The organism is Natronomonas halophila (assembly GCF_013391085.1).
Lineage (GTDB): Archaea > Halobacteriota > Halobacteria > Halobacteriales > Haloarculaceae > Natronomonas > Natronomonas halophila.
This window is the reverse complement of the sequence record NZ_CP058334.1, coordinates 2,401,676-2,426,717: the sequence shown is the minus strand read 5'-3', so window position 1 is coordinate 2,426,717 and position 25,042 is coordinate 2,401,676. Positions and strand designations below refer to the sequence as shown.

Annotated in this window: 22 protein-coding genes; 10 read left to right on the top strand and 12 right to left on the bottom strand. The window is 64.4% G+C overall.

Going from position 1 to position 25,042, the window contains the following annotated elements; all coding sequences use genetic code 11:
• Positions 1-15: 15 nt before the first annotated feature.
• Complete coding sequence (gene purB / locus HWV23_RS12930; protein WP_178290812.1) at positions 16-1,401, top strand: adenylosuccinate lyase; 1,386 nt, start codon at positions 16-18, stop codon at positions 1,399-1,401.
• 3 nt (positions 1,402-1,404) lie between these two features.
• Here the strand turns inward: purB and HWV23_RS12925 are convergent, their stop codons facing one another.
• On the bottom strand, positions 1,405-1,818 hold the full coding sequence (locus HWV23_RS12925; protein WP_178290811.1) for a PaaI family thioesterase: 414 nt from the start codon (positions 1,816-1,818) through the stop codon (positions 1,405-1,407).
• 129 nt (positions 1,819-1,947) lie between these two features.
• Here HWV23_RS12925 and HWV23_RS12920 point away from each other — a divergent pair, with 129 nt between their 5' ends.
• Together HWV23_RS12920 and HWV23_RS12915 are read left to right on the top strand one after the other, a co-directional pair.
• Entirely contained in the window at positions 1,948-2,856 is a 909-nt protein-coding gene (locus HWV23_RS12920) for a DUF7351 domain-containing protein (RefSeq protein ID WP_178290810.1), read from the top strand.
• 106 nt (positions 2,857-2,962) lie between these two features.
• Positions 2,963-4,168 (top strand): MFS transporter, encoded by a 1,206-nt coding sequence (locus tag HWV23_RS12915; RefSeq protein WP_178290809.1) that lies wholly within the window; start codon positions 2,963-2,965, stop codon positions 4,166-4,168.
• A gap of 33 nt (positions 4,169-4,201) precedes the next feature.
• Here HWV23_RS12915 and lysA read toward each other — a convergent pair whose 3' ends face one another.
• Complete coding sequence (gene lysA / locus HWV23_RS12910) at positions 4,202-5,458, bottom strand: diaminopimelate decarboxylase (protein WP_178290808.1); 1,257 nt, start codon at positions 5,456-5,458, stop codon at positions 4,202-4,204.
• A 711-nt stretch (positions 5,459-6,169) separates the two neighbouring features.
• Here lysA and HWV23_RS12905 point away from each other — a divergent pair.
• Positions 6,170-6,436 carry a hypothetical protein gene (locus HWV23_RS12905; protein ID WP_178290807.1) on the top strand — a complete coding sequence of 89 codons (267 nt, stop codon included), beginning with the start codon at positions 6,170-6,172 and terminating at the stop codon, positions 6,434-6,436.
• A 3-nt stretch (positions 6,437-6,439) separates the two neighbouring features.
• Here the strand turns inward: HWV23_RS12905 and HWV23_RS12900 are convergent, their stop codons facing one another.
• The 3 genes from HWV23_RS12900 to dapA form a co-directional block, all read right to left on the bottom strand.
• Positions 6,440-7,276, bottom strand: a complete 837-nt coding sequence (locus tag HWV23_RS12900) for a 2,3,4,5-tetrahydropyridine-2,6-dicarboxylate N-succinyltransferase (RefSeq protein ID WP_178290806.1) — start codon at positions 7,274-7,276, stop codon at positions 6,440-6,442.
• 78 nt (positions 7,277-7,354) lie between these two features.
• Positions 7,355-8,095, bottom strand: a complete 741-nt coding sequence (gene dapB, locus HWV23_RS12895) for a 4-hydroxy-tetrahydrodipicolinate reductase (RefSeq protein WP_178290805.1) — start codon at positions 8,093-8,095, stop codon at positions 7,355-7,357.
• Positions 8,092-8,976 (bottom strand): 4-hydroxy-tetrahydrodipicolinate synthase, encoded by an 885-nt coding sequence (dapA, locus tag HWV23_RS12890; RefSeq protein WP_178290804.1) that lies wholly within the window; start codon positions 8,974-8,976, stop codon positions 8,092-8,094. The genes dapB and dapA overlap by 4 nt, the downstream gene beginning before the upstream one ends.
• A gap of 284 nt (positions 8,977-9,260) precedes the next feature.
• Between dapA and HWV23_RS12885 the strand changes: the two genes are divergently transcribed.
• Positions 9,261-10,100 (top strand): M48 family metalloprotease, encoded by an 840-nt coding sequence (locus tag HWV23_RS12885; protein WP_178290803.1) that lies wholly within the window; start codon positions 9,261-9,263, stop codon positions 10,098-10,100.
• A gap of 152 nt (positions 10,101-10,252) precedes the next feature.
• On the opposite strand, the gene HWV23_RS12880 is transcribed toward HWV23_RS12885, so the two are convergent.
• Positions 10,253-10,558, bottom strand: coding sequence for a hypothetical protein (locus HWV23_RS12880; RefSeq protein ID WP_246282685.1), 306 nt, complete (start codon positions 10,556-10,558; stop codon positions 10,253-10,255).
• Between the two features lie 339 nt (positions 10,559-10,897).
• Between HWV23_RS12880 and HWV23_RS12875 the strand changes: the two genes are divergently transcribed.
• The 3 genes from HWV23_RS12875 (at position 10,898) to HWV23_RS12865 (ending at position 13,291) form a co-directional block, all read left to right on the top strand.
• Positions 10,898-11,563: a hypothetical protein gene (locus HWV23_RS12875; RefSeq protein WP_178290801.1), complete on the top strand. Its 666-nt coding sequence runs from the start codon at positions 10,898-10,900 to the stop codon at positions 11,561-11,563.
• A gap of 248 nt (positions 11,564-11,811) precedes the next feature.
• The gene (locus tag HWV23_RS12870) at positions 11,812-12,447 is read left to right on the top strand and encodes a hypothetical protein (RefSeq protein WP_178290800.1); all 636 of its coding nucleotides are present in this window, start codon (positions 11,812-11,814) and stop codon (positions 12,445-12,447) included.
• 217 nt (positions 12,448-12,664) lie between these two features.
• On the top strand, positions 12,665-13,291 hold the full coding sequence (locus HWV23_RS12865; protein WP_178290799.1) for a hypothetical protein: 627 nt from the start codon (positions 12,665-12,667) through the stop codon (positions 13,289-13,291).
• 271 nt (positions 13,292-13,562) lie between these two features.
• Here HWV23_RS12865 and HWV23_RS12860 read toward each other — a convergent pair whose 3' ends face one another.
• Together HWV23_RS12860 and HWV23_RS12855 are read right to left on the bottom strand one after the other, a co-directional pair.
• On the bottom strand, positions 13,563-13,817 hold the full coding sequence (locus tag HWV23_RS12860; RefSeq protein ID WP_178290798.1) for a glutathione S-transferase N-terminal domain-containing protein: 255 nt from the start codon (positions 13,815-13,817) through the stop codon (positions 13,563-13,565).
• A gap of 81 nt (positions 13,818-13,898) precedes the next feature.
• Entirely contained in the window at positions 13,899-14,330 is a 432-nt protein-coding gene (locus HWV23_RS12855; protein ID WP_178290797.1) for a hypothetical protein, read from the bottom strand.
• Between the two features lie 104 nt (positions 14,331-14,434).
• Between HWV23_RS12855 and folP the strand changes: the two genes are divergently transcribed.
• The gene (folP, locus tag HWV23_RS12850; protein ID WP_178290796.1) at positions 14,435-16,876 is read left to right on the top strand and encodes a dihydropteroate synthase; all 2,442 of its coding nucleotides are present in this window, start codon (positions 14,435-14,437) and stop codon (positions 16,874-16,876) included.
• A gap of 30 nt (positions 16,877-16,906) precedes the next feature.
• Here the strand turns inward: folP and HWV23_RS12845 are convergent, their stop codons facing one another.
• The 4 genes from HWV23_RS12845 to HWV23_RS12830 form a co-directional block, all read right to left on the bottom strand.
• A complete protein-coding gene (locus tag HWV23_RS12845) occupies positions 16,907-18,127 on the bottom strand; it encodes a two-component system sensor histidine kinase NtrB (protein WP_178290795.1) in 1,221 nt (406 codons plus the stop codon).
• Between the two features lie 83 nt (positions 18,128-18,210).
• A complete protein-coding gene (locus HWV23_RS12840; protein ID WP_178290794.1) occupies positions 18,211-20,199 on the bottom strand; it encodes an AMP-dependent synthetase/ligase in 1,989 nt (662 codons plus the stop codon).
• An 81-nt stretch (positions 20,200-20,280) separates the two neighbouring features.
• Positions 20,281-21,330, bottom strand: coding sequence for a glycosyltransferase family 4 protein (locus tag HWV23_RS12835; protein ID WP_178290793.1), 1,050 nt, complete (start codon positions 21,328-21,330; stop codon positions 20,281-20,283).
• A 75-nt stretch (positions 21,331-21,405) separates the two neighbouring features.
• Positions 21,406-22,941 (bottom strand): lipopolysaccharide biosynthesis protein, encoded by a 1,536-nt coding sequence (locus HWV23_RS12830; RefSeq protein ID WP_211693255.1) that lies wholly within the window; start codon positions 22,939-22,941, stop codon positions 21,406-21,408.
• Between the two features lie 96 nt (positions 22,942-23,037).
• On the opposite strand from HWV23_RS12830, the gene HWV23_RS12825 reads away from it, so the two are divergent.
• Complete coding sequence (locus tag HWV23_RS12825; RefSeq protein WP_246282684.1) at positions 23,038-24,876, top strand: S9 family peptidase; 1,839 nt, start codon at positions 23,038-23,040, stop codon at positions 24,874-24,876.
• Positions 24,877-25,042: the final 166 nt, after the last annotated feature.

Sequence of the window (25,042 nt, the reverse complement as noted above, 5' to 3'; positions counted from 1 at the left end):
GCCCCACCATCGCGTATGACCGACCGGGGCCCACTCTTCGCCGTCTCGCCGCTGGACGGCCGCTATGCCCGCTATACGGAACCGCTGACCGACTACGCCAGCGAGGCCGCCCTCATGCGCGCTCGCGTCGAAGTCGAGGTCGAGTACCTCATCGCCCTCGCCGATCTCGATGCGACGCCGCTGGAGTTGGCCGACGACATCCGGGCCGACCTCCGCGCCCTCTACGAGGAGTTCGACGCCGAGGACGCCGACGTCATCAAACGGCTCGAAACCGAGGGCTACGACGGCTATTCGGCGACGAACCACGACGTCAAGGCCGTCGAGTATTTCATCCGCATGCACCTGCCCGACGAGGACGAGCAGGGCCCGTGGGTCCACTTCGGCCTCACCAGCGAGGACGCCAACAACCTCGCCCATCGCCTGCTAGTCAAGCCCGCCGTCGAGGAGGTACTGGCCCCTGAAATCCGTGAGATTCGGGACACGCTGGCTGCTGAAGCCCGCGAGTACCGCGACCTGCCGATGCTCGCGCGTACTCACGGCCAACCCGCGACGCCGACCACCTACGGCAAGGAACTGGCCGTTTACGCCTCACGACTCGGCACGGCGCTGGCCCGTCTTGAGGCCGCCGCCGAGGAGATTTCGGGCAAACTCGCGGGCGCCTCCGGCACCTACGCCGCCCACCACGCCGCCTACCCCGAGGTCGACTGGCGAGCCTTCTCCGAGGAGTTCGTCGAGTCGCTCGGCCTCGAACACACCGCCCTCTCGACGCAGGTCAACCCCTGTGACGACCTCGCGGCGGTCTTCGACGCCCTCCGTGGCGTCAACAACGTCCTCCGGGACCTCGACCTCGACATGTGGCTCTACGTCTCCGACCGCTATCTCGGCCAGGAGACTGTCGAAGGGGAGACGGGCTCGTCGACGATGCCCCACAAGGTCAACCCCATCGACTTCGAGAACAGCGAGGGGAACCTGACGAAGGCCAACTCCGACCTCACGTTCCTCGGCGACTACATCACCACTTCGCGCCTCCAGCGAGACCTCTCGGATTCGACCGTCAAGCGCAACATCGGCGCCGCCTTCGCCCATTGTCTCATCGCCTACGGCAAGACCCAAAACGGCCTCGCGAAGGTCGCGCCCAACGAGGATGTCATGCGCGAGGAACTGGAGGCCAACCCGGAAGTCATCGGCGAGGCCGTCCAGACCATCCTCCGCCGCGAGGGTGACACCGAGGCCTACGAGCGCATCAAGGACCTCACCCGCGGTCAGCGCGCGACGCTGGCCGACTTCCGCGAGTTGTTCGACGAACTCGACGTCGACGACTCCGTTCGGGAAGAACTGCGCGCTCTGACCCCCGCGACCTACACCGGCCTCGGCGACGAACTGGTCGACGAACTCGACTGACTCCTATTCGCGGTCGATATGCAGCGAGACGCGACCGACCGCAACCGTCTTCTCCTCGCCCCCGAACTCCGTCGTCACCTCGACTTCGACGACGGCCATCGACGTCCCGGAGCGAACGACCGTCGCCTCGGCCGTCAAATCACCCGAGGCAGGACGAACGTAGCTCACGTTCAGTTCGGTCGACGCGTGCGGCGTCTCGGCGGGCTCGTCCAGCGTCGTCCGAAGCGCGGCACCGCCCCCGTGGTCGATAAGCGTCGCGACGACGCCGCCCTGCATGACCCCGCTACCGGGGTTCGCGAGCGACTCGTCGAACGGCAACGAGAGGCGGACATATCCCTCCTCCTGTGCCTCGATGGCGATACCGAGGTCCTGCAGGTGGTCGTGGTCGGTCAGAAATCGGCGGTTCACGTCGGTCATGGGGTGCGTTGCACCGACTGGCTTAAAATCGCTGGTGAAGGGGCGGTATCTGGTGCCCGGCGCTTCGGTGACGAACTTGACTGAGGCAGCGGCGCGAGTATTATTATCGTCGCTCCGGAACGTCCGTCGATGACCGACCGACGCGAGGAGTTCGATGCCCATCCCGAGGCCGAGAAACTGGACGCCGCGGACGCTTTCTCGCTGCTGGGCGATTCGCTTCGACTCGACATCATCCGAGTGCTCTGGGAGGCCGGCCGCGGGAACGCCGTTCCCTTTTCGGACCTGTACGACCGGGTCGACGTCTCGGATACGGGCAAGTTCAACTACCACCGCCAGCAACTCGTCCCGCACTACGTTCGGAAATCGGAGGACGGCTACCGACTGACGCAGGCCGGCGAGCGCGTCGCTCGCGCGGTTAACGCCGGCATCTACACGGAGAACACCGAGATGGAGGACTTCGACGTCCGAGGGTCCTGCTACGACTGCGGCGCCGCCGACCTCCGCGGTGAGTACGTCGGTGGCCGGTTCCGCATCGACTGCCGCGACTGCGATAATCGGGTCCTGAACGTCGGCGTCCCGCCGAGTGCTGCCCGCGGACGGGACCCGGCGGAGTTCGTCGATACCTACGAAGTGTGGGCCCGAACCCGGACCGAACAGGCAAAGCGCGGCGTCTGTCCGGTCTGTACCGGGCCGATGGAGCCGGGACTCAGCGAACCGATTCGGGACACCCTCGATATCGACCTGCAGGCGGTCTTCGACTGTACCGTCTGCGACCGGCGGACCGTCTCCTACTTCGGCATGCTGGCACTGTGGCACGAGGACGTCGAGGCGTTCCTCCGCGAGCGCGACCCGTCGCTCCTCGAGCGGCCGTACTGGGCGGTCGAACAGGCGATGACCGACCGCCACGCCACCCTCGTCTCCGAGGAACCGTTCCGGTACCGGGTCACGTTCCGTGCCGACGGCGACGTCTGTGCGGTCGCGTTCGACGATACCCTCGACGTGGTTGAGCTATCGGTCGAAGCCGCGGCAGACGAGTGACACCGCAAACCTGTCGAATTTTCTTGAGAAACAAAGTTCTGAAACATTTCATACAAAAATTATGTTCTCAGAAAAACCATCTATATAGCGGCTGTTCTTCCTATCAGTGTCAGAGAACAGCCGAACGGTCCGCCTCTACTACGCCTACCGGGCGACCACCGCGAACGGGTTCTGGATACCGTACGCCTACGTATACCTGCTGGAGTTGGGCTTCGGCGAGGCGACGTTCGGGTTCGCGAACGCGGCGTTCCTGTTCACGATGGTCGCCGCCGAGATTCCGGCGGGCTACGTCGGCGACCGACTCGGCCGACGGGTCAGTCTCGGCGCCGGCAACCTGCTTGCGACGGTCGTGTTCGGCCTCCACGCCTCCGTCGGAAGCACACCGCAGGTCGTCGCCCTGTTCGCGGTGTGGGGCGTCGGCTACGCGTTCCACTCCGCGGCCGGCGAAGCGTGGCTCTACGACCTGCTGGACGGACGCGACGATGGGACCGACGAGTTCGCCCGCGTGAGCGGCCGCAGCGAGACGGCCTCGCTACTGGCCTCCGCCGGCGGTGCGCTGGCGGCCACGCCGCTGTACTGGGTCGACCCCGCGTTGCCGTTCCTGGCAAACGCACTGCTGAGCGCGGTCGGAATCGCGGTGCTCGCCGCGCTGCCGGCGACTCGCGGTGACGAGGAAACGACCTTCTCGGTCCGACGAGCGGTTCGGATGCTCCGGGTGCAGGCGGGCCGGCCGGAGGTCCGGTGGCTGGTCGTCTACACGGCGCTGTTCAATCTGCTGCTGTCGATGACCCGCTGGCTCGAACAGCCGGCGCTGAAGGCTGCCGGGGTGCCGCTGGCCGGATTCGGCGCGCTCTACGCGTCGTTCCAACTGGTCTCGGCGGCCGGCACGTGGACGACCGGGTGGCTGCAGGACTCGCTCGGCGCGAAGCGGTTCTTCCTGCTTCTCGCACCCCTCGTCGGCGTCGCGTACGGTCTCGTCGCGGTCGTGCCGGCCTTCGTGGTCCCCGTGGTCTACCTTCGACGGGTGCTGGCCCGAGTCGTCGGCCCGCTCCGGGACCAGTATCTCAACGACCGTTTCGATGGGTTTAGTCGCGCGACGATGCTGTCGGGCGTCTCGATGACCCTGACGCTCGCAAGCGGCGTGAGTGCGGCCGTCTTCGGCCCTGTCGCGGAGGCGATGGGGCCGCTTTCGTTCCTGCCCCGCGCGGGAATCGTCGTCGCTTCGCTCGCGGCGCTGCTGTGGGTCGGGACGAACCCGGTTCGCCTGCGGTCGGAAAGCGGCGCTGTTGCCGGAAGTAGAGCCGACGACTGACTGAAAAGGCGGACCCGTTGACAGTAGGTATCGCTACTTCTCGGAAGAACGCGTTCCCGGCGCCTCGTCTTCGAGTCGCGTCAGGTCCTCGAAGGTCTCCCGACGGCGCGTCACGCGCGCCTCGTCCCCCTCGATGGCGACCTCCGCGGGTCGGGGCTGGGAGTGGAACTGACTGGTGAGGTTGATACCGTACGCGCCGACGTTACCGATAGCCAGCAGGTCCTCGGCCTCGGGCCGCGGAATCGGCCGGTCGGTACAGAAGACGTCCGCGCTGGTACAGAGCGGGCCGCCGACGCTCGATTCGACGGCCTCGCGGTCGCCGCCCGTGACGTTGCGGATGTGATGATACGAATCGAACATCGCCGGCCGAATCATGTCGGTCAGGCCCGCGTCGACGCCGACGACGCGCGTCTCGGGCGTCTGCTTGATGGTGTTCACCCGCGTGAGGAGGGCGCCGGCGTCGGCGACGAGGTAGCGACCTGGCTCCAGCGCGATGGTCGCGTCGACGTCGGCGGTGACCTCCCGAACCATCTCGGCGGCCCCCTCAATGTCGAGCGCCGGTTCGTCGGGGCGGTAGGGCACGCCGAAACCACCACCGAGGTCGAGGAATTCGAGGTCGCCCACTCGCTCGGCGAGGTCCGCGACCTTCCCGAGGGCGCGTCGGTGGTCGTCGAGGTCCTCCGAGAGGACGCCGCTGCCGACGTGGGCGTGCAGGCCGACGAAATCGAACCGCTCGCGGGCCTCCTCGGCGACTCGTGGTACCTCGTCGTACGGTAAGCCGAACTTCGCGTCCTTGCCCGTCGCGACCTTCTCGTGGTGGCCCGTCCCGATGCCCGGATTGACTCGGAGGGAAAGGCGGCCGTCGAAGCCGCGGGCTTCGAGGCGGTCCAGCGTCATCTCGGCGCCCGCCGTGATAGTTAGCTCAGGGGTGTCCTCCCACAGGTCGACCGCGTAATCGAGGTCGGCGTCCGGCGGATTGACCGCCGTATACTGGAGGTCCTCGGGCGCGACGCCGGCTTTCAGCGCGCGGTCGAGTTCCCCGGCGGCCGCACACTCGACGTCCGCGCCGGCGTCGTAGAGCGTGCGGACGACCTCCCGGCCCGTGTTCGCCTTCGCCGCGTACATCACGTGGGCGAAATCGAAGGCCGCGTCGAACCGCGCGAAGTTCTCCCGCAGGCGGTCGTGGTCCATCACGTACAGCGGCGTGCCGTGCTCCTCGGCCAGCCGTTCCAGCCGCTCGCCGTCCCACTCGGCGAGGCGCTTGACGGCAGGCGAATCGGCGTCACTCATTGGCACTATTCGGGGGACCGTCGATAACAAGAGTTCCGCTTCTAGGACTGTTTGGTGTTCGTTTATAAGCCGAGCTTGGCGGCCTCTTGACCGCAAACAACCGGAAAGCCCTCGGCGCGCTGGCGGTCGCTACGCAGGATACCCTCGCTTCGCTCGGGTAGTGCCTGCGTAGCGACTATATGAACGCCAGGCGGCCTCACGGGTCGCTTCGCTCTCCGTTCGGCCATACCGAGACGCTCACTTCGTTCGCGTCTCGCGCGCCTCGCCCTTTCAGTTCACCAGGACCGCGCCTGCCCTTCCCCGGGTCGCGCGACGGCCTTCGGCCGCCCGCGCTCCCGGCCAATTGAACCTTTAAATATGGTGCGCGCTGCCCGACCGCCGCGAACGCGTTCGTGAGCGGCGGTCGGACAACACCGTGCGAGGGACGACCGAGCGAAGCGAGGGAGTCGGCTGGGGAGGCGTGTGGTTGCGGTCCTCGGCGGAATCGAAGGGCGAGGCCGGCTGGCGCTTGCGTGGTCGTCTCAGCGACCCCTATTCGACGCAACTACGTCCGTCGAATATGTCGCTGAGCGACCGCCAGCCGGCCGAGGGCTTCGCACGCGGGGCAGTCGGACCAGTTCCCAAGCTCGATTTATAAAGAAACGCCACCATCAGCTAGCAACACTCACGCGGACCGAAACGTTTCAGCCATCGGAACGCGGAAGAACGGATATGAGCGACCAAAACCGGAACAAGACCGAACCCGTCGGCACGATGCTCGGGGCGAGCCTCGGTCCCATTGGTGCCGCTGTCGGCGCCGTCGTTGACGAGGACCGCTTCGCGTTCAAGTTCTCGGTCGGAACGGGCGCCGACGATGATGGCATGAACGACGCGACGACTATCGAAATCGAAGACAAGGAAGCCGACGCTGAGGACGAAACCGAAGACACCGACTCCGAGACAGAAGCCGACGAAGAGGCCGAAGAAACCGCCGACTGAGGTTTAGTTATCGCGCAGGGCGTCCTCGCGCTGGGTCGCCTCCAGGGTCTCCTCTTCGACGTCAGTCGCGACGACGGCGGGCTTGTAGGCGCCGCCCTCGAAGAGGTCGTGGTCGCCGACGCTGGATTCCACGAACCGGGTGAAGGCCCGCCGCTCGGGCGGCAGTTCGCCGTAGAGGACTTCCTCCTCGACGAGGTCGTAGACCGGGATGCGCGGGGTCAGGAGCGTGTTCTCGCCGACGATGCTGTTCTCGCCGACGACGAAGCCGGAGGTGACCCGACAGCCGGCGCCAAGGGAGACGCCGTCCTCGACGATGACCGGCGCGGCCTCGACGGGTTCGAGGACGCCACCGATGAGCGTGTTCGCGCCGAGTTTGACGTCGTCGCCAATCTGGGCGGCCGACCCGACCGTGTCACAGGAGTCGACGAGCGTGCCGTCGCCGATATGGGCGCCGATGTTGACGAACGCCGGGGACATGAGAATCGCGTCGCTGCCGACGTAGGCGCCGCGGCGGATGACCGTCCCGTCGGGCGTGTTCCGGGTCCCCCGTTCGGGGAGGTCCTCGGTCTCGCGGAGCGGCAGGACGTCGTGGTAGTCGACGCCGCCGTAGTTGTGGCTCTGGATGTCGCGGAGCGTGAAGTTCAGTAGGATGCCCTGCTTGACCCACTCGTTGGCCTGCCACTCGCCGTCGCGTTTCTCGGCGGCGCGAACCTCGCCGGCTTCGAGGGCCTGCAGGAACTCTTCGAGGACCGCGAGTTCCTCGGAGCCCACGTCTTCGGCCGTCAGTCCGTCTTCCTTGCGCTGCTGCAGTTCGGCGATGTCGTTTTCGAGCGCACTCATTAGTTGTGTGCTCGGAAACGCGGGACTTGGCTCTGTTGGAACGGGCGCGTGCTGGCGGGAGGAGTAGAAAAGAGAAGCCTACAGCGCGTCGGCGAAGTCGTACCAGCCGGGCTCCTTGTCGGCCAGCCATTCGGCGGCGTCGACGGCGCCGGCGGCGAAGACCCGCCGGGATTCCGCTCGGTGGGTCAACGTTAGCACTTCGTCGTTGCCAGCGAGCATGACCTCGTGTTCGCCGCGGACGTTGCCGGCCCGACGGACGTGGACGCCCACCTCGCTCTCCTCGCGCAGATGCTCGCCCTCGCGGCCGTGAGTTCGGTCGAGTTCCTCGTCGCGGGCTTGGTCGATGACATCCAAGACGGTGTTCGCGGTGCCGCTCGGCGCGTCGCGCTTGCCGTTGTGGTGGGTTTCGGTGAGTTCGATGTCGTACTCCGGCAGCGCCTCGACGCCGGCCTCGACGACCCGCATGAGCGCCTGCACGCCCTTCGCGAAGTTCGAGGCCTTGAGGACGGCCGTCGACTCGCTAGCTTCGCGGAGGGCGTCGATGCCCTGCTCGTTGAAGCCCGTCGTGCCGACGACGTAGGGGACGCCGGCCTCGGCGACCAGTTCGGCGTACTCCCGCGTGGCGCTCGGGACGGTGAAATCGATGACCGCATCCGCGTCTTCGAGCAGGTCGGGCAGGGCATCGCTGGTGTGGACGCGCACGTCCTCGATGGTATCCTCCGAGCGGGCGATACCGTCGACGTCGTGGCCGCGGCCGCTGGCCTCGGCGACGATTTCGCTGCCGGTCCGGCCCGTCGCGCCGATGACGACCAGTTTCATCGTTCCAGGTCGTCGAGGACCTCACGGAGCCGTTCGCGGTTCTCGGGCTGGAGCGGACTCAGCGGCGAGCGCATCGTCGAGGAGTGGATGTCCCGAATCTCCATGGCCTCCTTGATGGGGATGGGGTTGGTCTCGATGAACAGCGTCCGGAAGAGGTCGCCGAGTTCGTACTGGAGGTCACGGGCACGGTCGAAGTCGTTTTCGAGGGCCGCACCGACCAGCGCGACGGTCCGTTCGGGTTCGACGTTCGCGGAGACGGAGATACACCCGGAACCGCCCTGTGCGATGATGGGCAGGGTCAGTGCGTCGTCACCGGACAGCACCGCGAAGTTCTCCTCGCGGGTGCGCTCGATGACCTCGTTGGTTCGGTTGAGGTCGCCGCTTGCGGCCTTGTAGCCGACGATGTTCTCGTGTTCGGACAGCGAGACGGCCGTCTCGACGGCGATGTTGCGGCCCGTTCGACCCGGAACGTTGTAGATGATTTGCGGCAGGTCGACGGCGTCCGCGATTTGCCGGAAGTGATGCTCCATCCCGTCGGGTTCGGGGATGTTGTAGTACGGCGAGATGAGCAGCAGGCCGTCGGCGCCGGCGTCGGCGGCCCGCTCGGAGAGTTCCAGCGCCTCGCGAGTGTTGTTCGAGCCCGAGCCCGCGATAACGGGCACGTCGTCGACGGCATCGATGACCGTTTCGACGACGTCGATGTGTTCGTCGTGGGTCATCGTCGCCGATTCGCCGGTGGTGCCGACGGGCACGAGGCCGTCGACGCCCGCGGCTTCGAGTCGCTGGGCGTGGTCGCGGAGGGTTTCGTGGTCGATGCTCTCGTCGTCGTGGAACGGCGTCGTCATCGCGGGGAAGACGCCGGTGAACGTGTCGTGTGTCATTGGTGGTGTCTGGGAGTCGGTAGTCGAAGGCGGTGCGTCCGGAGGCGACCTCCGACGGGGGTGCCACGCCCGCCGGAGACCTGACTACGGACGTTTGCCTTTTTTCGAGAAAGCGACCGAACCGGCGTGCTCGCGGGTAGTCGCTGCCGACCCACCGACGAGCACGTGGCTTCGCATACGCGTCAACGCGGCGCGAACCAACTTAGGTATTGTGAGTTTTCCGTGCCCCCTGCTAGCACTAGGGCCGGAAGCCATATCCCCAAAAACCCCTAACCGGCGGACGTATGAGACACCTAGGACTCAAAGCCCGGATGGCATTCGTCGGGAGCGTGCTCTTCGGCTTCTACGCGCTCGTCGCCATCATCGCCGTGCAGGTCTACGGCGTCGGCCTGCCCATCGTCTTCCTGGGCACCATCGCCTTCGCCGGCTTCCAGTACAAGTTCGGCAAGTGGGCCGCGATACGGAGTTCCGGCGCCGAGGACATGGACGAGGACCGCTACGCCGAAGTCCATCGCTCGGTCGAGCGCATCGCCGACGAGATGGACCTCGACAAGCCGCGCCTGATGGTCGCCGATATGGGCGTCCCCAACGCCTTCGCCGTCGGCCGCCGTGGCGCCGGCGTCGTCGTGGTCTCGACGGAACTCATGGCTACCCTGAGCCACGACGAACTCGAAGCCGTCCTCGCCCACGAACTCGCCCACATCGACAACCGCGACGTCATCACGATGGTGATGGGCCAGTCTATCGCCTCCATGCTCGGCTTGGCGGCTTACTTCGCCATCGCCTTCTCCCGGGAGGGCGGCATCGGCAACATCATCATCGGCTACATGGCCTCCATGCTCGTCCAGTCGGTGACGATGGTGTTCGTGCTGGCCATCTCCCGCTATCGGGAGTACGTCGCCGACTCCGACGCGGCCCGCCACGTCGGCGGCGACGCGATGGCCAGTGCCCTCCAGAAGATTAGCGCCGCCGGCAAGGGTCGCGATGCGGACCTCGATTCGGACGTCGCCGCGCTGTGTATCTTCGGCGGCGACCGCGGCGGCCTCGAAAAACTGTTCGCAACCCACCCGCCCATCGAGAAGCGTATCGAGGCGGTTCGGAGCGTCGAAAAAGAGTTCTACTGAACCGAAATCCTTTCTATACGGCACTGTTGAAACCCTCAGCACCTGATAGGAATAGCGTGCTGAATATAGAGGCTGCATGCAGCAGCATGACTCCGTTTATTCTACCAGTATTTGATTGAATCAGCTGCAAGTACGAGTGTGCTTATTGAGCATCAGTCCATCATAACGTGCTGGCAGTTTGCTTCCATTCGAATACTCGGTGTTCCATCCGGGCTCTGTTCAACCCACACTTCAACACCTGTCCAATTCCCGCTCTCGCAGGGGAGTTGCGGGTAATCGGTTCCCGGCCAGTCGTGTTCATATCGAGTCCCATCGACGGTCACGATGACAGTTTCTGGATCGGTTGATTCTGGAAACGTTGCGTCTTCATCGGCTTCGTTGCTATCGGAGAGCCGATACTCATTTTCGAAGAGTACACTGCCATCCTCGGCTTCGACCGTGACAGTCACGTCATACATTTTGTCACGATCGCCAAGATATACTGATACTGTGTGGGCAGGCCGTTCCAAAGAACCAACAGCGGTACAACCACTGGCACCCACGAGGGCCGCACTCGAACTGGCGATAAACGTCCGCCGATTTATGGAGGGCATATCATTTATAACTACGGTCAAACTCACTAAAATCCCCGGGATATCCACATATACCGCCTGTATCAACCAATTTGGGACATTTCCAGATTGACGATGCAAAATCACCCGTGAGAACGCGCTTGCGCACTTACCGGAGCATCCTGCAATCGAGGGTGAGCCCTGCATCCAAAGTATTTTATAATATCTTGGGTATCAACCACTATCATGGTGGGGATTAGCACACAACGGTGGAACTTGCTTGAAGAGAGAAGCACGACGCTATTCCGTATTGGTGGATTGATGTTTATCATCGCCGCAGCATTCGATGTGGCCAATATACTAGTGGGGCTTGAAGACCTGAGGTCTGGAGTTGGCCAAGCATTCATCGCCGCCGGATGGATTGCCGCCCTCACCGGGCTACTTGGGTTGTATCCGAACCTTGCCGACCAGAACCGCTGGCTGGCCGGTGCTGGCGGCGTCTTCGCCGTAATCGGCGTGGTGGGCTTCGTCGGTAATGGCGCGACGGCGCTCGTCGCGTTCGTCAGAGATGTCCCACCAACAGAAGCCTTCCCCATGTTCGTCCTCGTAGGCACAATCGTCGGCGTGTTAATCGGGGCCATCCTAGGGTTTGTCTCATTCAGTATCGTCAGCCTTCGGAGCGATGTCCATTCGCGGGCCCTCAGCATACTCCTGCTGATGCCGGCACTGTTTATCATCACGAATTTTTTCGTCCTGTCAGCGCTAGGCGTACCCAATCCACGTCCGTCAGAAGTCACCATCTTCATCCTCAGCGGGCTGGCTCTGACCATGCTGGCCATCGCCTACGTTCTCCGAACCGAGGCTGCTCCGTCCGACACCACAGAGCCAGCGCCAGAGTCCACTGTTGAGTGATGAAGACGCGCTCTGTATCTCGCACACTATCTCGGTCATCAGCTAATTCTGATGGAAGTATCCCGGTCAATTCGTAATCCTACTTACGGGCTGTTACACCACATATAGTGTCGAGTGAATACGAATTCAACAGAACCGCTGAAACAGCCATCACAGTTCGACTGCGAAGGTATTAGGGTGACACTCACTATAAATCGCTGAGACAATATGGCCAATACTTTTTATAATTGTTAAATACAATGGAGGGCATGGGTATTGTTAGCAAGAAAATATGGGGATCGCTCGAACAAAGTAGTGCGTGGCTATTTTTTCTTTCTAGTGGACTTTTCTTCTTTAACGCAATCTACGAGTTATTCCAGCGGCTCACGCCGTATCTGGGGGATACTGGATTGCAGAACTTCGTTATTTACATTTCTGGCTTGGTGGTTGCTGTCGTCGGAGTCTTAGGGTTTTATCGTCGATTAACGAATCAGGCTCCTCGATTGGCGGGTATCAGCCTCACCCTCGTTGCTGTCGGTACTGGTTCTCTCCTCACCCTCATCATCTGGGCAGTCATGATGACAATCCTCAACCAGCCGTTACCACCGGGAATGCTCATCCCGATAACTGTTGGAATTACGCTTCTCGGGTTACTCCTATTCGGTGTTACCATCCTTTGGACGAGAACTCTGTCCCGCACTGTCGGTGGTCTTTTGCTGGGATTTGTCGGTATATGGATTCTGGGAATCGCAACTATATCTCCACTTATAAGCGGAACTGAATGGCTCCCGGTCGTTCTCCTCGTGGCAACTGGCGTCTTTCCGCTTACTATCGGTTATTTGCTCCCCACTGACGGCATCCCGACCGACCACGCGGAGCCAACGCCCGATCCAACTACGAAGTAATGGTACGTTCATGGGATGAGGAACCGGTTTATGCCGTCTCTGATAGAAACGTCCTCTACACCGACCGAATCTGGTCTGAGATAGTTCCAGCGTTGCGAGGCGGAACCAGCCGTGAGACGTGTTTGGGTATTGGCCGACTCAACAATTAGGTCTCTCCTATTAAACATAATTATTGTTAAGAAATTTTTATACGTATTATCGCTGTATCTCCCCTCCTATGTCAATCATTAGCAAGCAATATTGGAAAGCGCTTGAGGCGTGGAGTCCGACGCTGTTTTTCGTTGGCTTCGTCCTTGAACTCATCTTTGCACTCAACCATGGGGCCGCGTATCTGGTAGAAAGTGTCACCTTTTTTGACTGGATATACCCGACTGTCATCGTTGGTCGCTTGGCCGTCCTCCTCGGATTAGCCGGCCTCTCCGTTGGCTTGATAGAACTCCATCCCCGGATAGGAAAACTGAGCCGTGTCCTTCTCAGCGGGGCGATGGTTTTTGCTGTGGGGTTGATAGCCACATCGATACTGCAAAATCTCGGTGTTACCACACCACTTATCGCGGTTTTCGGGGCCGGTACAGTTGTATTTACTCTCCTTTCGTTCATCCTCTTCGGCATCGCAGGACTCCGAACCGATGCATTCCCCACGGTTGTTGGTGGTCTGATGCTGGTCGCCTCTGTTGCAATCCTGTTCGTGTTACTCGGTTCAGGGACGTTCTCCACGAACATACGGGGGGCGGTCGGTGAAAGCGTGAACGCCATCGCTTTCCTTGCGGTCTGGTACGTCCTTCGCTCACGGTCAACGGCAACGACAACAACGGAACAAGTGACAGACACACCGATAGAGTGACTCAACGCGTCCCAAAACCAGACCACTCCTGCACCAATAAAATTGGCAGGATGACATTGCTAACACACCCTCTGTATCTCGGACATAATCTCTGACACCACGTCGATAGGTTTGCATCCTATGTCGGTATGTGGGTCATCTATATCGACCGAATCGAATTGGTCAAAGCTGCTTGCGAGATACGCGCCCTGTATACAGTACGAAGCCTATTACCTATCATTTGTTGAGGATTTCAAAAGAGCCTTCTGTACGACCCTACCGCTTCGACGCCTCACCCGTAGTGTTCTTCGAGGTACTCGACGATATCGTCGCTCTCGTAGATTTGGGCGCCGCGCTGATTGTCGACGAGGAACGGCACCTGGTCCTTGCCGCCGAGAGCCACCATCTCCTCGAGGACCTGCTGGTTCCGGACGTCGTTTTCGGCGGTCCGCGGGTTGTGGTTGACATAGGAGACGCCCAACTCCATCAGTTTCTCGCGTACTTTCTGGCAGTACGGGCAGTCTTCGGCCTGATAAAGTTCGAGCATACGTCCGGATATTCGTCGAGAGTCCGGTTAATGATTATGCCGAAGGCGGTGGGCGAATCGGCAGTCTGTCTCGGTGCCCGGTCACATCCCGTCGGTCGTATCGTCCGACTCACGTGAGGCCATGATGAGACCGCTGATGAGCATCAACACCGCGAGGGCGACCATGCCCGCATCCCACCCCATTCCGGTCGTCATCGAACTGCTGGCCATGCCGCCGCTCATACCGCCGTTCATGCCCATCTCGCTTCCATCGTTCATCATGCCCGTGCCGAGAAACGCCTGATTGAGGAGCATCACGATGGAATAGGCAATCATGAGCGGGCCGCTGGCACCGGCGAGTCGCTCGGCGTACTCGGTCAGGAGAACGGCGCCGTGGACGATGACGACAACACCGAGAACGCCCATGAGCCAACCGCTCGTCACCATTCGCGAGGCCATCGACGCGCTCCACAGCGAGTACAGGCCCGAGACGAACGCGATGGCCGCCCCGTACAGCCGTGTATTCGAGACCATACCGACTCCACACGCGCCGTCGTAAGAAACCCACCGCGGCCGGGCGAGGCGCGAACAGTATCGTCCTTCGACACGCTAAAGCGGCCGCCCACAATCCCTCTAATATGGAGTACCACGAGGCGGCGAACTTCCTGTTCGACCTCCGCCGATACTCGCCGCGGACGGGCGTCGAGTCCACGCGGCGCCTCCTCGATTATCTGGACGCACCGGACGACGGCCTTCGTGTCGTCCAGATTGCCGGGTCGAACGGGAAGGGGAGTACGGCCCGTATGGTCGAGCGCATCCTTCGCGAGGCCGGATACGACGTCGGCCTCTACACCTCGCCGCACCTCGACGACATTCGCGAACGTGTCCGCATCGACGGTCGCAAAGTGCCGAAGGCGGCCGTTACCGAGTTCGTCGAGGAGGTCGAACCCTACGTCACCGATGAGGCCGCAGAGGGCCAGTCGCCCACCTTCTTCGAGACGACGACGGCGCTTGCCGTCTGGGCCTTCGCCCGCGCGGACGTCGATATCGCCGTTCTGGAGGTCGGTATCGGCGGCAAACACGACGCCACCAGCGCCGTCGACGCCGAGGCCGCCGCCGTCACCAGCGTCACCCTCGAACACGCCGACATCCTCGGCGATACGGTCGAGGAAATCGCCCGCGACAAGGCCGCCGTCGTACCCGAAGACAAGCCCCTCGTCACCGCGACGACCGGCGGCGTGCTGGCCGCCGTCAAGGACGTCGCCGGCGACGTGGTTCGCGTCGGTGAGGACGACGATGCCGACGTTCGCGTCACCGACCGCGGCCGGGAGGACATCGAACAGGCCGTGGATTTGTCGGCCGCGGATTGGTCGGCCAGAACCCACCTCGCCTTGCTCGGGTCCTATCAGGCCCGCAACGCCGGCGTGGCGGCAGCACTGGCCCGACAACTGGGAAGCGTTGCCGTCGAGGACATCGAACGCGGCCTCCGGAACGCCTCCTGGCCCGGCCGCTTCGAGGTGATGGAACAGGCGCCGCTCGTCGTTCTCGACGGCGCGCACAACCCCGGCAGTTGCGAGGGCGTCAGCGAGACTCTCGGCACGTTCGACTACGACGACCTGCACCTCGTCTTCGGCGCGATGTGCGACAAGGACCACGCGGGGATGGCCGACGCGCTCCCGACGGCCGACCACGTTTACACCTGCCGACCGGACTTCGAGCGTGCGGAGTCCATCGATGCCCTCGCAGCGGTCTTCGAGGACGACGCCGAAACGGTCGACGCCGTTGGCTCCGTTACCCACGCGGTCGAAACCGCCGTGGAAAACGCCGGCGAGGACGACGCCGTCCTCGTCTGTGGCTCGCTGTTCGTCGTCGCCGAGGCCCGCCGCCGCTGGACCCGCGAGTACGTCCCCAAGCGCGTGCCCGACATCGACACCGCCGCCGACGTGCTGGAAGGTGCGAACGTCACCGAGGGCGGTGTCTACCGCATGCGCGGCAAGGGCGTCCACCGCGTCCTTGCCACCCGTGTTCGCCCGAAACAGGCCGCCTACCTCAAGCAGGAACTGCTCTCTTTGGGCGGGGAGTGTGCCACCTCCGGCGTCGACGCACAGGACCGAGAACTGGTCGACGTCGTCCTGATGGGCACCCTCTCGCAGTTCAAGCGCCTGAGCGAGAAACTCCAGGGCCAACCCGACGGCCTTCCCGCCGTCGGGACCGAAATCCGCGAGGCGCTGGGCATCCAGTATCGACCCGAAACGGGCGACTACCCCTGGGCGGACGGCACCGCCATCATGGGCATCCTCAACGTCACGCCCGACTCGTTCCACGACGGCGGCCGCTACGACACCCTCGACGACGCCGTCGAGCGGGCCGAACGGATGGTCGAAAACGGCGCCGACATCATCGACGTCGGCGGGGAATCCACCCGCCCCGGCGCCGACCCCGTGCCCATCGAGGAGGAAATCGACCGCGTCGTCCCGGTCGTCGAAGCACTCGCCGAGACCGACGCTCTCGTTTCCGTCGATACCCGAAAGGCCGACGTCGCCCGCGCCGCCCTCGATGCCGGCGCCGACATCCTCAACGACGTTTCGGGCCTCGAAGACCCCGAGATGCGCCTCGTGGCGGCCGACTACGACGTGCCCGTCGTCGTGATGCACTCCATCGAGACGCCCGTCGACCCCGGCGCCGACGTGGAGTACGACGACGTCGTCGCCGACACCATCGACTCGCTGACCGAGCGCGTCCTGCTGGCCGAGAAGGCGGGTCTCGACCGCTCGCAAATCATCGTCGACCCCGGCCTCGGCTTCGGGAAGTCCGCCGCCGAGAACTTCGAGTTGCTGGGTCGCGTCGACGAGTTCCGCGCGCTCGGCTGTCCGATTCTGGTCGGTCACTCCCACAAATCGATGTTCGGACTGGTCGACGACGGCGGCCCTGACGAGCGACTCGCCTCGACTGTCGCCGGCAGCGCCATCGCCGCCGAGCGCGGCGCGGATATCGTCCGCGTCCACGACGTCGCGGAGAACGCCGCTGCGGTCCGGACCGCCGAGGCCGCTGCCGACCCCGAACGGTTCGCCAAGAAATGAGACCGCGACCGGTCGAGAGGGGCAGTCCGCTCAGGCGTCGAACTCGGCGTCCGTAATCTCGAAGCGGGCGCCGCCTGCGGAACTCTCGGTTACGTTGACCCCCCAACCGTGCGCCTCGGCGATGTTCCTGACGATGGTGAGGCCGTAGCCGTTGCCGTCGTCATCGGTCGTATACCCCTTCTCGAAGACCTCGGTTCGCTCGTCCGGGTCGATACCGACGCCGTCGTCGGCGACGTAGATGGTGTCGTCGTCGACACCGACGCGGACGGTGACCCCGTCGCCGTCGCGTTTGGCGTCGCCACCCGTGGGCGGCTCCGATGCCGGGGGGTCTGATCCGTGTTCCACGGCGTCCGTCCGAGATGACGAGGACGGGCTTGCCGAACCGCATTCGATAGCGTCCTCCTGAGTCCGCGAAGGAGGGCTTGTCGAACCATGCTCGACAGCGTCCTCGCGAGTGGACGAGCGAGGGCTCGTGGAACCATGTTCCACGGCGTTGCGAAAGAGGTTCTCGAAGAGCTGTCTCAGCCGCTCTCTGTCGGCGACGACGTCGACGTCGTCCTCACACGCCAGCGTCGCGTCGGCGGTCGCGGTCGTACTCCAGGCTTCCTTGGCCGCCGAGACGAGCGAGACGGCCTGCTCGTTTTCGACGGCCTGACCGGACCGAGCGAGGGTGAGGAGTTCGTCGGTGAGTTCCTGCATGCGGTCGTGGGCCTCCTCGACGCGGTCCAGCCGCGAGTGGTCGCCGGTTTCCCGGGCCAGTTCGGTGTTGCCGCTGGCGACGGTCAGCATGTTGTTGAGGTCGTGGCTGACGACCGAGGCGAACTCGTCGAGCCGTTCGTTCTGCCGTTCGAGGCGGCGCTCGTAGTCGTGCTGGTCGGTGATATCGACGTTTATCGCGACGAAGTGGGTTATCTCGCCGTCGTCCTCGACGGGTGCGATGGTCTGGTCGACGACGTATCGCTCGCCGGATTTCCGGCGATTGATGAGTTCGTTCCGCCAGACGTCGCCGGCGAGAATCGTCTCCCACAGTTCCTCGTAGAACGCCTCGTCGTGCTCGCCCGATTTCAGAATGCGCGGCGTCTTGCCGACCGCCTCCGCGGCGGTATACCCCGTCACCTCCTCGAAGGCGGGGTTGACGTACTGGATGACGCCGTTCCGGTCGGTGAAATACACCGAGTGGCCCGAAGCTTCGACCGCCTTTTCGAAGAGCCGCCGGCCGAGGTTGGCAAACAGTGTCGAGTCCCGGCCCATGTGATAGGAACGTGTTCGGCCTCCGCCCTTTTAAGCGGGTCGACCGACTCACGGCCGGAAACCCGCCGGCCGACGGCGGAGCGTCAGTCCGTCGTCGCCTCGGCTTCGGGACCGGTCTCGTCGGCCGCTGCCCGCCCATAAATCTCGTCGAGTTCGTCCTCGAAGGTGCCGCGGATGTTCCGCCGTTTTTTCTTCATCGACGGGGTAAGCAGGTCATTGTCGGGCGTCCACTCGGTCGCGACGAGTCGGAACGCCTTGATCTGCTCGTGTTTCGCGAGACGGTCGTTGACGCGGTCGATTTCCTCGTCGATCCACGCGCGGACCTCGTCGGTCTCGATGGCGTCCTCGGGGGTCTCGGGGAGGTCGAGGCCCTCCTCGTCGGCCCACTCCCACAGTTCCTCGAAGTTCGGCGCCACGATGGCGGCGACGAACTTCTCGTCGTCGCCGACGACCATTATCTGGTCGATACGGGCCGAGGTGGCGAACTCGTCTTCGATGGGTTCGGGCGCGACGTTCTTGCCCGTATCCAGCACGATGAGGTTCTTGAGGCGGTCGACGAAGGTGACGTAGCCGTCCTCGTCGCGGGCGACGATGTCTCCGGTCCGGAAATACCCGTCGTCGGTGAACGCCGCCTCGGTCTTGTCGGGCTTGTTCCAGTAGCCCTCGAAGACGTTCGGCCCCTTCGCGAGCAACTCGCCCACCTCGCCGTCGGCGCTTTCCTTCGTCTCCTCGCTGACGACGTTGGGGTCCAGTTCGAGGTCGACGTCGCATAGCGCGACGCCCATCGTCCCGATGCGGATGTCCTCCGGCGGGTTCACCGTCAGCGCCGGCGCGGTTTCCGTCAGGCCGTATCCCTCCAGAATCGTCAGCCCCATCGCCCGATAGAGCTTCGCGAGGTCCGCCGACAGCGAGCCGCCACCGGAGACGAACAGTTCGATGTTGCCGCCCAGCGCATCCCGGACCTGCGAGAAGACGAGTTTGTCGGCGAGTTTCAGTTTCGTCTCCAGCAGGAACCCGGGGTCGTCGGCGTCGTCGTACGTCTGAGCGGTGTCGACAGCCCACTCGAAGATGCGCTTTTTGACCGGCGATTCGGAGGCCTGCTCGCGCATCTGGGCGTAGATGCGCTCGTAGACCCGCGGCACCGACGCGGCGGCCTCGGGTTGGACCTGCTGGAGGTCGTCGCCGACGGTGTCGGCGCTTTCGGCGTAGGCGACGGTCATCCCGATAGCGAGTTCGTGGAAGTGGTTGATGCGCTCGAAGGCATGCGCCAGCGGTAGGAACGCAAGCGCCGTCATGCCGCCCTCCATGGCCGGGACGTCCTCGCCCTTGTCCGGTCGCGGGCCGATGCGCTTGCGCAACTGATTGAACGAGGTCCGCCAGTTCTTGTGGCTCAACTGGACGCCCTTCGGGTCGCCGGTCGTCCCCGAGGTGTAGACGAGCGAACAGAGGTCCGTCCACTCCCGGTTGTCGAGCCACGACTGGAACGCCGCTTCGTCGAAGGTTTCCGCGCCGATGTCGTGGACGTCCGCCAGCGTGTGGACGTCATCGCGGTTGGTGTACTCGTCGCTGACGTCGTCGAGCGTGACGATGAACTCGAGGTCGAGGTCGGCTTCGACTTCAAGCAGCGTCTCCAGTAGGCCCTCGGTGCCGACGACACACCCCATCGCGTCGTTGTCGTCGAGAAGGTACTCGACCTGCGGCGCGGACGATTCGGTGTAGACGGTCGTGACGACGCCCTCGGCGGCCTGGACGGCGAAGTCGGACTGAATCCATTCCATCCGCGTGTCGGCGTAGATACCGACCCGGTCGTCCGGTCCGACGCCGAGGTCGCGGAACCCCGCCGTCAGGTTGCGGACGATGTCGCCGAACTCCGCGTACGTGATGGCGCCGTATTCGCCTGCCGGCGGTTCCGGGGCAATCTCAGGCGTCAGCGACCGGTCGTAGATGCCCCCCTTGTACAACTGTGCGTCCCGCTCGGCGTTGCGGTCGACCGAGCCGAAGATTAACTCCGGGATGGTCGTCTCCCCGATTACCTCGTCCGTGTACTCCCGTTCGGCCTGACGCCAACTCATGCGTGGTAAATATTGCCACCCACACATCAAACTAGGCGTCAGAACGCCTCCAAACAGAATTGTCAATCGGTTCGCAGGAAGCTACTCCGCGCCGCAGTCCCGAAAGAGGTCGAGATAATCGTCGACGACGGCCCCGTGGTCGAACTCCTCGAAGTCGCTATCGATGTCGCGGAACGCTAGCTCCCAGGAGTCGGCGATGGCCTCGTCGAGGGCCTCCATGTCGGTGACGCGAATCCCGCGTTCCCGTCGCTCGACGAGTTCGTGGGCGCTGGAATCCTCCTGATACTCGACGACGCCGACACAGCCGGCGGCCAGCGCCCAGAGCAGTTCGTCGGCGAAGGTCTCGTGTCTCGACGTCTGGACGAACGTGTGGGCGCCGCGATAGACGGCGACGCGGTCCTCGCGGTCGAGGTCGCCGACGAACTCGACGCGGTCGCCGATACCGAGGTCACGAGCCTGTCTCTCGTAGTCGGCCCGCTGTGGGCCGTCGCCGACGACTGTCGCCGTCCAGCCGTCCTCGCCGCGGAGTTCCGCCAGCGCCAGCAGGAGGCTTTCGAGATTGGCCGCCTCGTCGAGGCGCCGGGCGTAGACCACCTCGCGGCGCTCGTCGGGGTCGGTCGATTCCACGAGCGAGAAGTCGATGCCGTTCGGCACGACGACGGTCCCCTCGCCGGAGGCACCGCGTTCCCGCACCCGCGTGCGCTGGAGTTCCGAGGGCGCCACCACGCGGGTCGGCAGGCGAGCAGCCGCGCCGCCCCACCGGGAATCAGCCGCGCCGGGTTCGTCGCCGTACCAGTCACAGACAAGCGGTGCGCGGGCAGCGAGGGCGCCGATTCGGGCGGAGACGACGGCGCCCGGCGGGTCCGGCGACACGAGGACGACGTCGGGGCGGTGGCGGGCCAGCAGGCCCGTAATCCGAGTATAAAAGAGGGCGGGCCGGTCGTGAACCACTGCCTCGTAGGTGACGCCGTCGAGTTGGATTCGGCGGGTGTCCTCGCCCCACCAGCCGACACAGTAGACGGTCACGTCGTGGCCGCGGTCGGCGAAGGCGACCGCGAGCCGTTTGAGGCGGGCGGCACCGTCACGGTCGGACTGGGGCGGCGGGGACCTGAAGACGACCGCGACTCGCATGGAACCGACGACGAGGGCGGGTGGCAAAAAGGGATTGGAATCGGGGGCGGGGCCGATTCCCCACCACAGAGGGGGTCACCGGGGAAGCAAGCGCGTCAGGTCGCTGGCGTACCTGTCGGCCAACTCGCGGACCACGAGTCGGTCCCGCGGGTCGACGCCGAGGACGTAGAGACACCCCACGTACGCGAGAACGCCGACGACGCCACCGACGGCGACGGCGGCCAGTCCCGGCACGGCGAGTCGAACCGCCCACATGACCACGAGGGCGACGGCGCCCGCCGCAAGCGGGGTGAGGAACGTCCGGTCGAAGGGCCACAGCCCCTCGAACCGGCGCAACAGGAAGACCTGAATGCCGTTCTGGATAGCGATGGCAAGCGAGGTGCCGAGGGCGGCGCCTTCGAGGCCGAGTTCGAGGATGAACGCGTACGTCAGGCCGACGTTGAGGGCCGCGAGGAACCAGTCGAGGGCCATCCGCGCGTACTGGTGGTCGGTCATCATCAGGAGCCACCCTGTCGCGCCGACAGCGCTCCCGACGAACACGCCGGCGAGATAGACGACCAGGGCCACGTAGCCCTGCGTGTAGGTCGGGCCGAAGACGCCGAGCAACTCCCGGCCGTAGACGACGAGGACGGCCAGTATCGGGACGACCGTCGTGACTATCAGCCGCGTCACCGACGAGTAGACGGCGTTGAGCGTCCCCGTCTCCCCGTCCGCATAGAGTTCGGAGGCGACCGGCGGCAGCAGTTGGTTGAACGACAACAGCGGAATCCACGCGATGGCAATCAACACCAGAACGGCGTTGTAGACCCCGGCTGCAACGGCCGAAAGCAGCGCGCCAACCAGCAGCACGTCGATGCGGCTCTGGAACACCTTACCGAGGCTGCTCATCGCGACCGGCGCCGCGTGGTTGTAGAACCGACGGGCCTCGCTTCGCACGCCGCGCAACGACGGGGTGATGCCGGTCACCCGCGAGGAAAGCGGGACGGCGGCGACTGCGAGCAGTCCCGTAGCGACGACGATTCCGCCGGCCACCCCGACGACGTTACTGCCCACCCACAGTGCCGCGACTCCGCCGACGAGGCGGGCGGCGGGCCGGAGCAGTCTGTTGAACGTCACCTCACCGCGTGCCGAGCCGACCGCACGGAAGACGGCGGCGGCGACCGCCACGACGCCGAGCAGGACGACGAGGAAGCCGAACGCCCGCATCGTCGCCGGGAACGACGGCTGTGAGACGGTGAGGTCGTTGATTCGCGGCGCGGCGACCCAGATGCCGGCAGCTATCAGGGCACCGAAGGTCAGGGTCGTGGCGTAGGCCAGTCCCGCGACGACCGAGCGACGGCCCGGGTCCTCCCCGTAGGCCGGGATGTACCGCTGGAGGGCGGGGACGCTGCCGAACGTGACGAGTTGGACGAGCAGTTGTGCGATGCGCCACGCCAGCGCGTACACGCCGTAGGCGGTGGGACCGAGCCCACGCGCGAGGATGACCTCCACGGCCGTCGTCAGGACCCGCTGGCCGGAGACGCCACCGGAAGTGACGACGGCGCCGTGCGCGATAGTCAACAGCGCCTCGCGCTCGTCGTCGGGGACCGACTCCTCTCGATTTCGACGCACTCGGGTCGTAGTCCGCGGGTGTGCGCCTAAAGCGGTTGGATTTCCCTCGGCCACGAGGGGCGAACCGATATTACCCGCCGCCCCCACGGCACGGACGTGTACGACATCGAGCGCTATCTCAACATCCGAAGCGCCTTCGGGGCATCCTTCGCCCCCGACGGCACCCTCTCCTTTCGGATGGACGCGACCGGCACGCCGCAGGTCTGGACGCTGACCGAACCCGGCGAGTGGCCCGAGCAGCGGACCTTCTTCGATGAACGGGTCACCTTCGCCTCGTGGTCGCCCGAACGGCAGGAACTGGCCTTCGGAATGGACGAGGGCGGCAACGAACGCCAGCAGTTGTTCCGCCTCGATGCGGACGGGCAGGTCACGAACTGGACGGACACCGACGCGAAACACCGGTGGGGCGGCTGGAGTCACGACGGCGACCGCTTCGCCTTCGCCTCGAACCGTCGCGATGAGTCGGTCTTCGACGTCTACGTGCAGGACCGAGGAGCGACGGGCGACGCCGCTGAGATGATTTATAAGGGAGACGGCTGGCTCTCGGTCGCCGGCTGGTCGCCGAGCGACGACCGCCTGCTCGTCCACGAGGCCCACACGAGTTTCGACCACGACGTCCACGTCCTCAATATCGAGTCGGGCGAGATGACCCATCTCACCGACCACAGCGACGAGGAAATCCGCTATTCAAGCCTCTCGTGGGCGCCGGAGGGCGACGCACTCTACTGTTGTACGGACCTCGATGCCGACACGCTGTATCTGGCTCGACTTGACGTCGAAACGGGCGAACTGGAGACCGTCGAGACGGGCGGCGGTGAGCGCGAGGGAGCGCGAACGTCGTCGGACCCGTCCGACGGAAAGTGGAACCTCGACGGCATCGCCCTGGACGACGAGACGGGCCGCCTGGTCTACTCCCGGAACGTCGACGGCTACACCGACCTGACCGTCGGCGAACTCGCCGGCCCGACCGATATCGAGGAGTATCCCGACCCCGACATTCCGGACGGCGTCTCCGGTGGGGTCGCCTTCGACGCCGACGCCGACCGGTTCGCCATCACCGTCACCGCGGATACGGTCAACACCAACGTCTACGTCGTCGATATCGAGACGGGCGAGGCGGAGCGGTGGACCCATGCGTCGACGGCGGGCATCCCCGAAGAATCGTTCCTTGAGGCCGAGTTGGGCCACTACGAGAGCTTCGACGGCCGCGAGATTCCGGGCTTTCTCTCGCTTCCGCACGAAGTGCCGGAAGGTGGGGCACCCACCATCGTCGATATCCACGGCGGCCCGGAAAGCCAGCGGCGGCCCTCCTTCTCGCCGACCAAGCAGTACTTCCTCGCGCACGGCTACGCCGTCTTCGAGCCGAACGTTCGGGGGTCGACCGGCTACGGCCGGGAGTACACCCACCTCGACGACGTCGAAAAGCGGATGGACAGCGTCGCGGACATCGAGGCCGCGGCCGACTGGCTGGCCGACCGCTCCGAGGTCGACGCCGACCGACTAATCGCCAAGGGCGGCTCCTACGGCGGGTTCATGGTGCTCGCGGCGCTGACCGAATACCCCGACCTGTGGGCCGCCGGCATCGACGTCGTCGGCATCGCCAACTTCGTCACGTTCCTCGAAAACACCGGGTCGTGGCGCCGCCACCTCCGGGAGGCCGAATACGGCTCGCTGGCCGAGGACCGTGAACTGTTGGAGGAGATGTCGCCCATCAACAACATCGAGGCCATCGAGGCGCCGCTGTTCGTCCTCCACGGCGCGAACGACCCCCGCGTCCCCGTCGGCGAGGCCGAACAGATCGCCGAGGAAGCCGCCGAACAGGGCGTGCCCGTCCGAAAACTCGTCTTCGAGGACGAGGGGCACGGCCTCACGAAACTCGAAAACCGTATCGAGGCCAACGAGGCCATCGTCGAGTTCCTGAACGAACACGTCTGAAGCGGGTTCCGGGGTGTGGGATTTAGGCACAAGATATTTTGTGTGCCACTCCCTAGCACGAAGTAACGGAGGTGGTGACGGAGTCTACCGCCACACCCCGCCCACGACCAGCATAGTATCGGACCACGATTAGGTCGAGACCCCTCTTCGCTCTCCCACCCACACG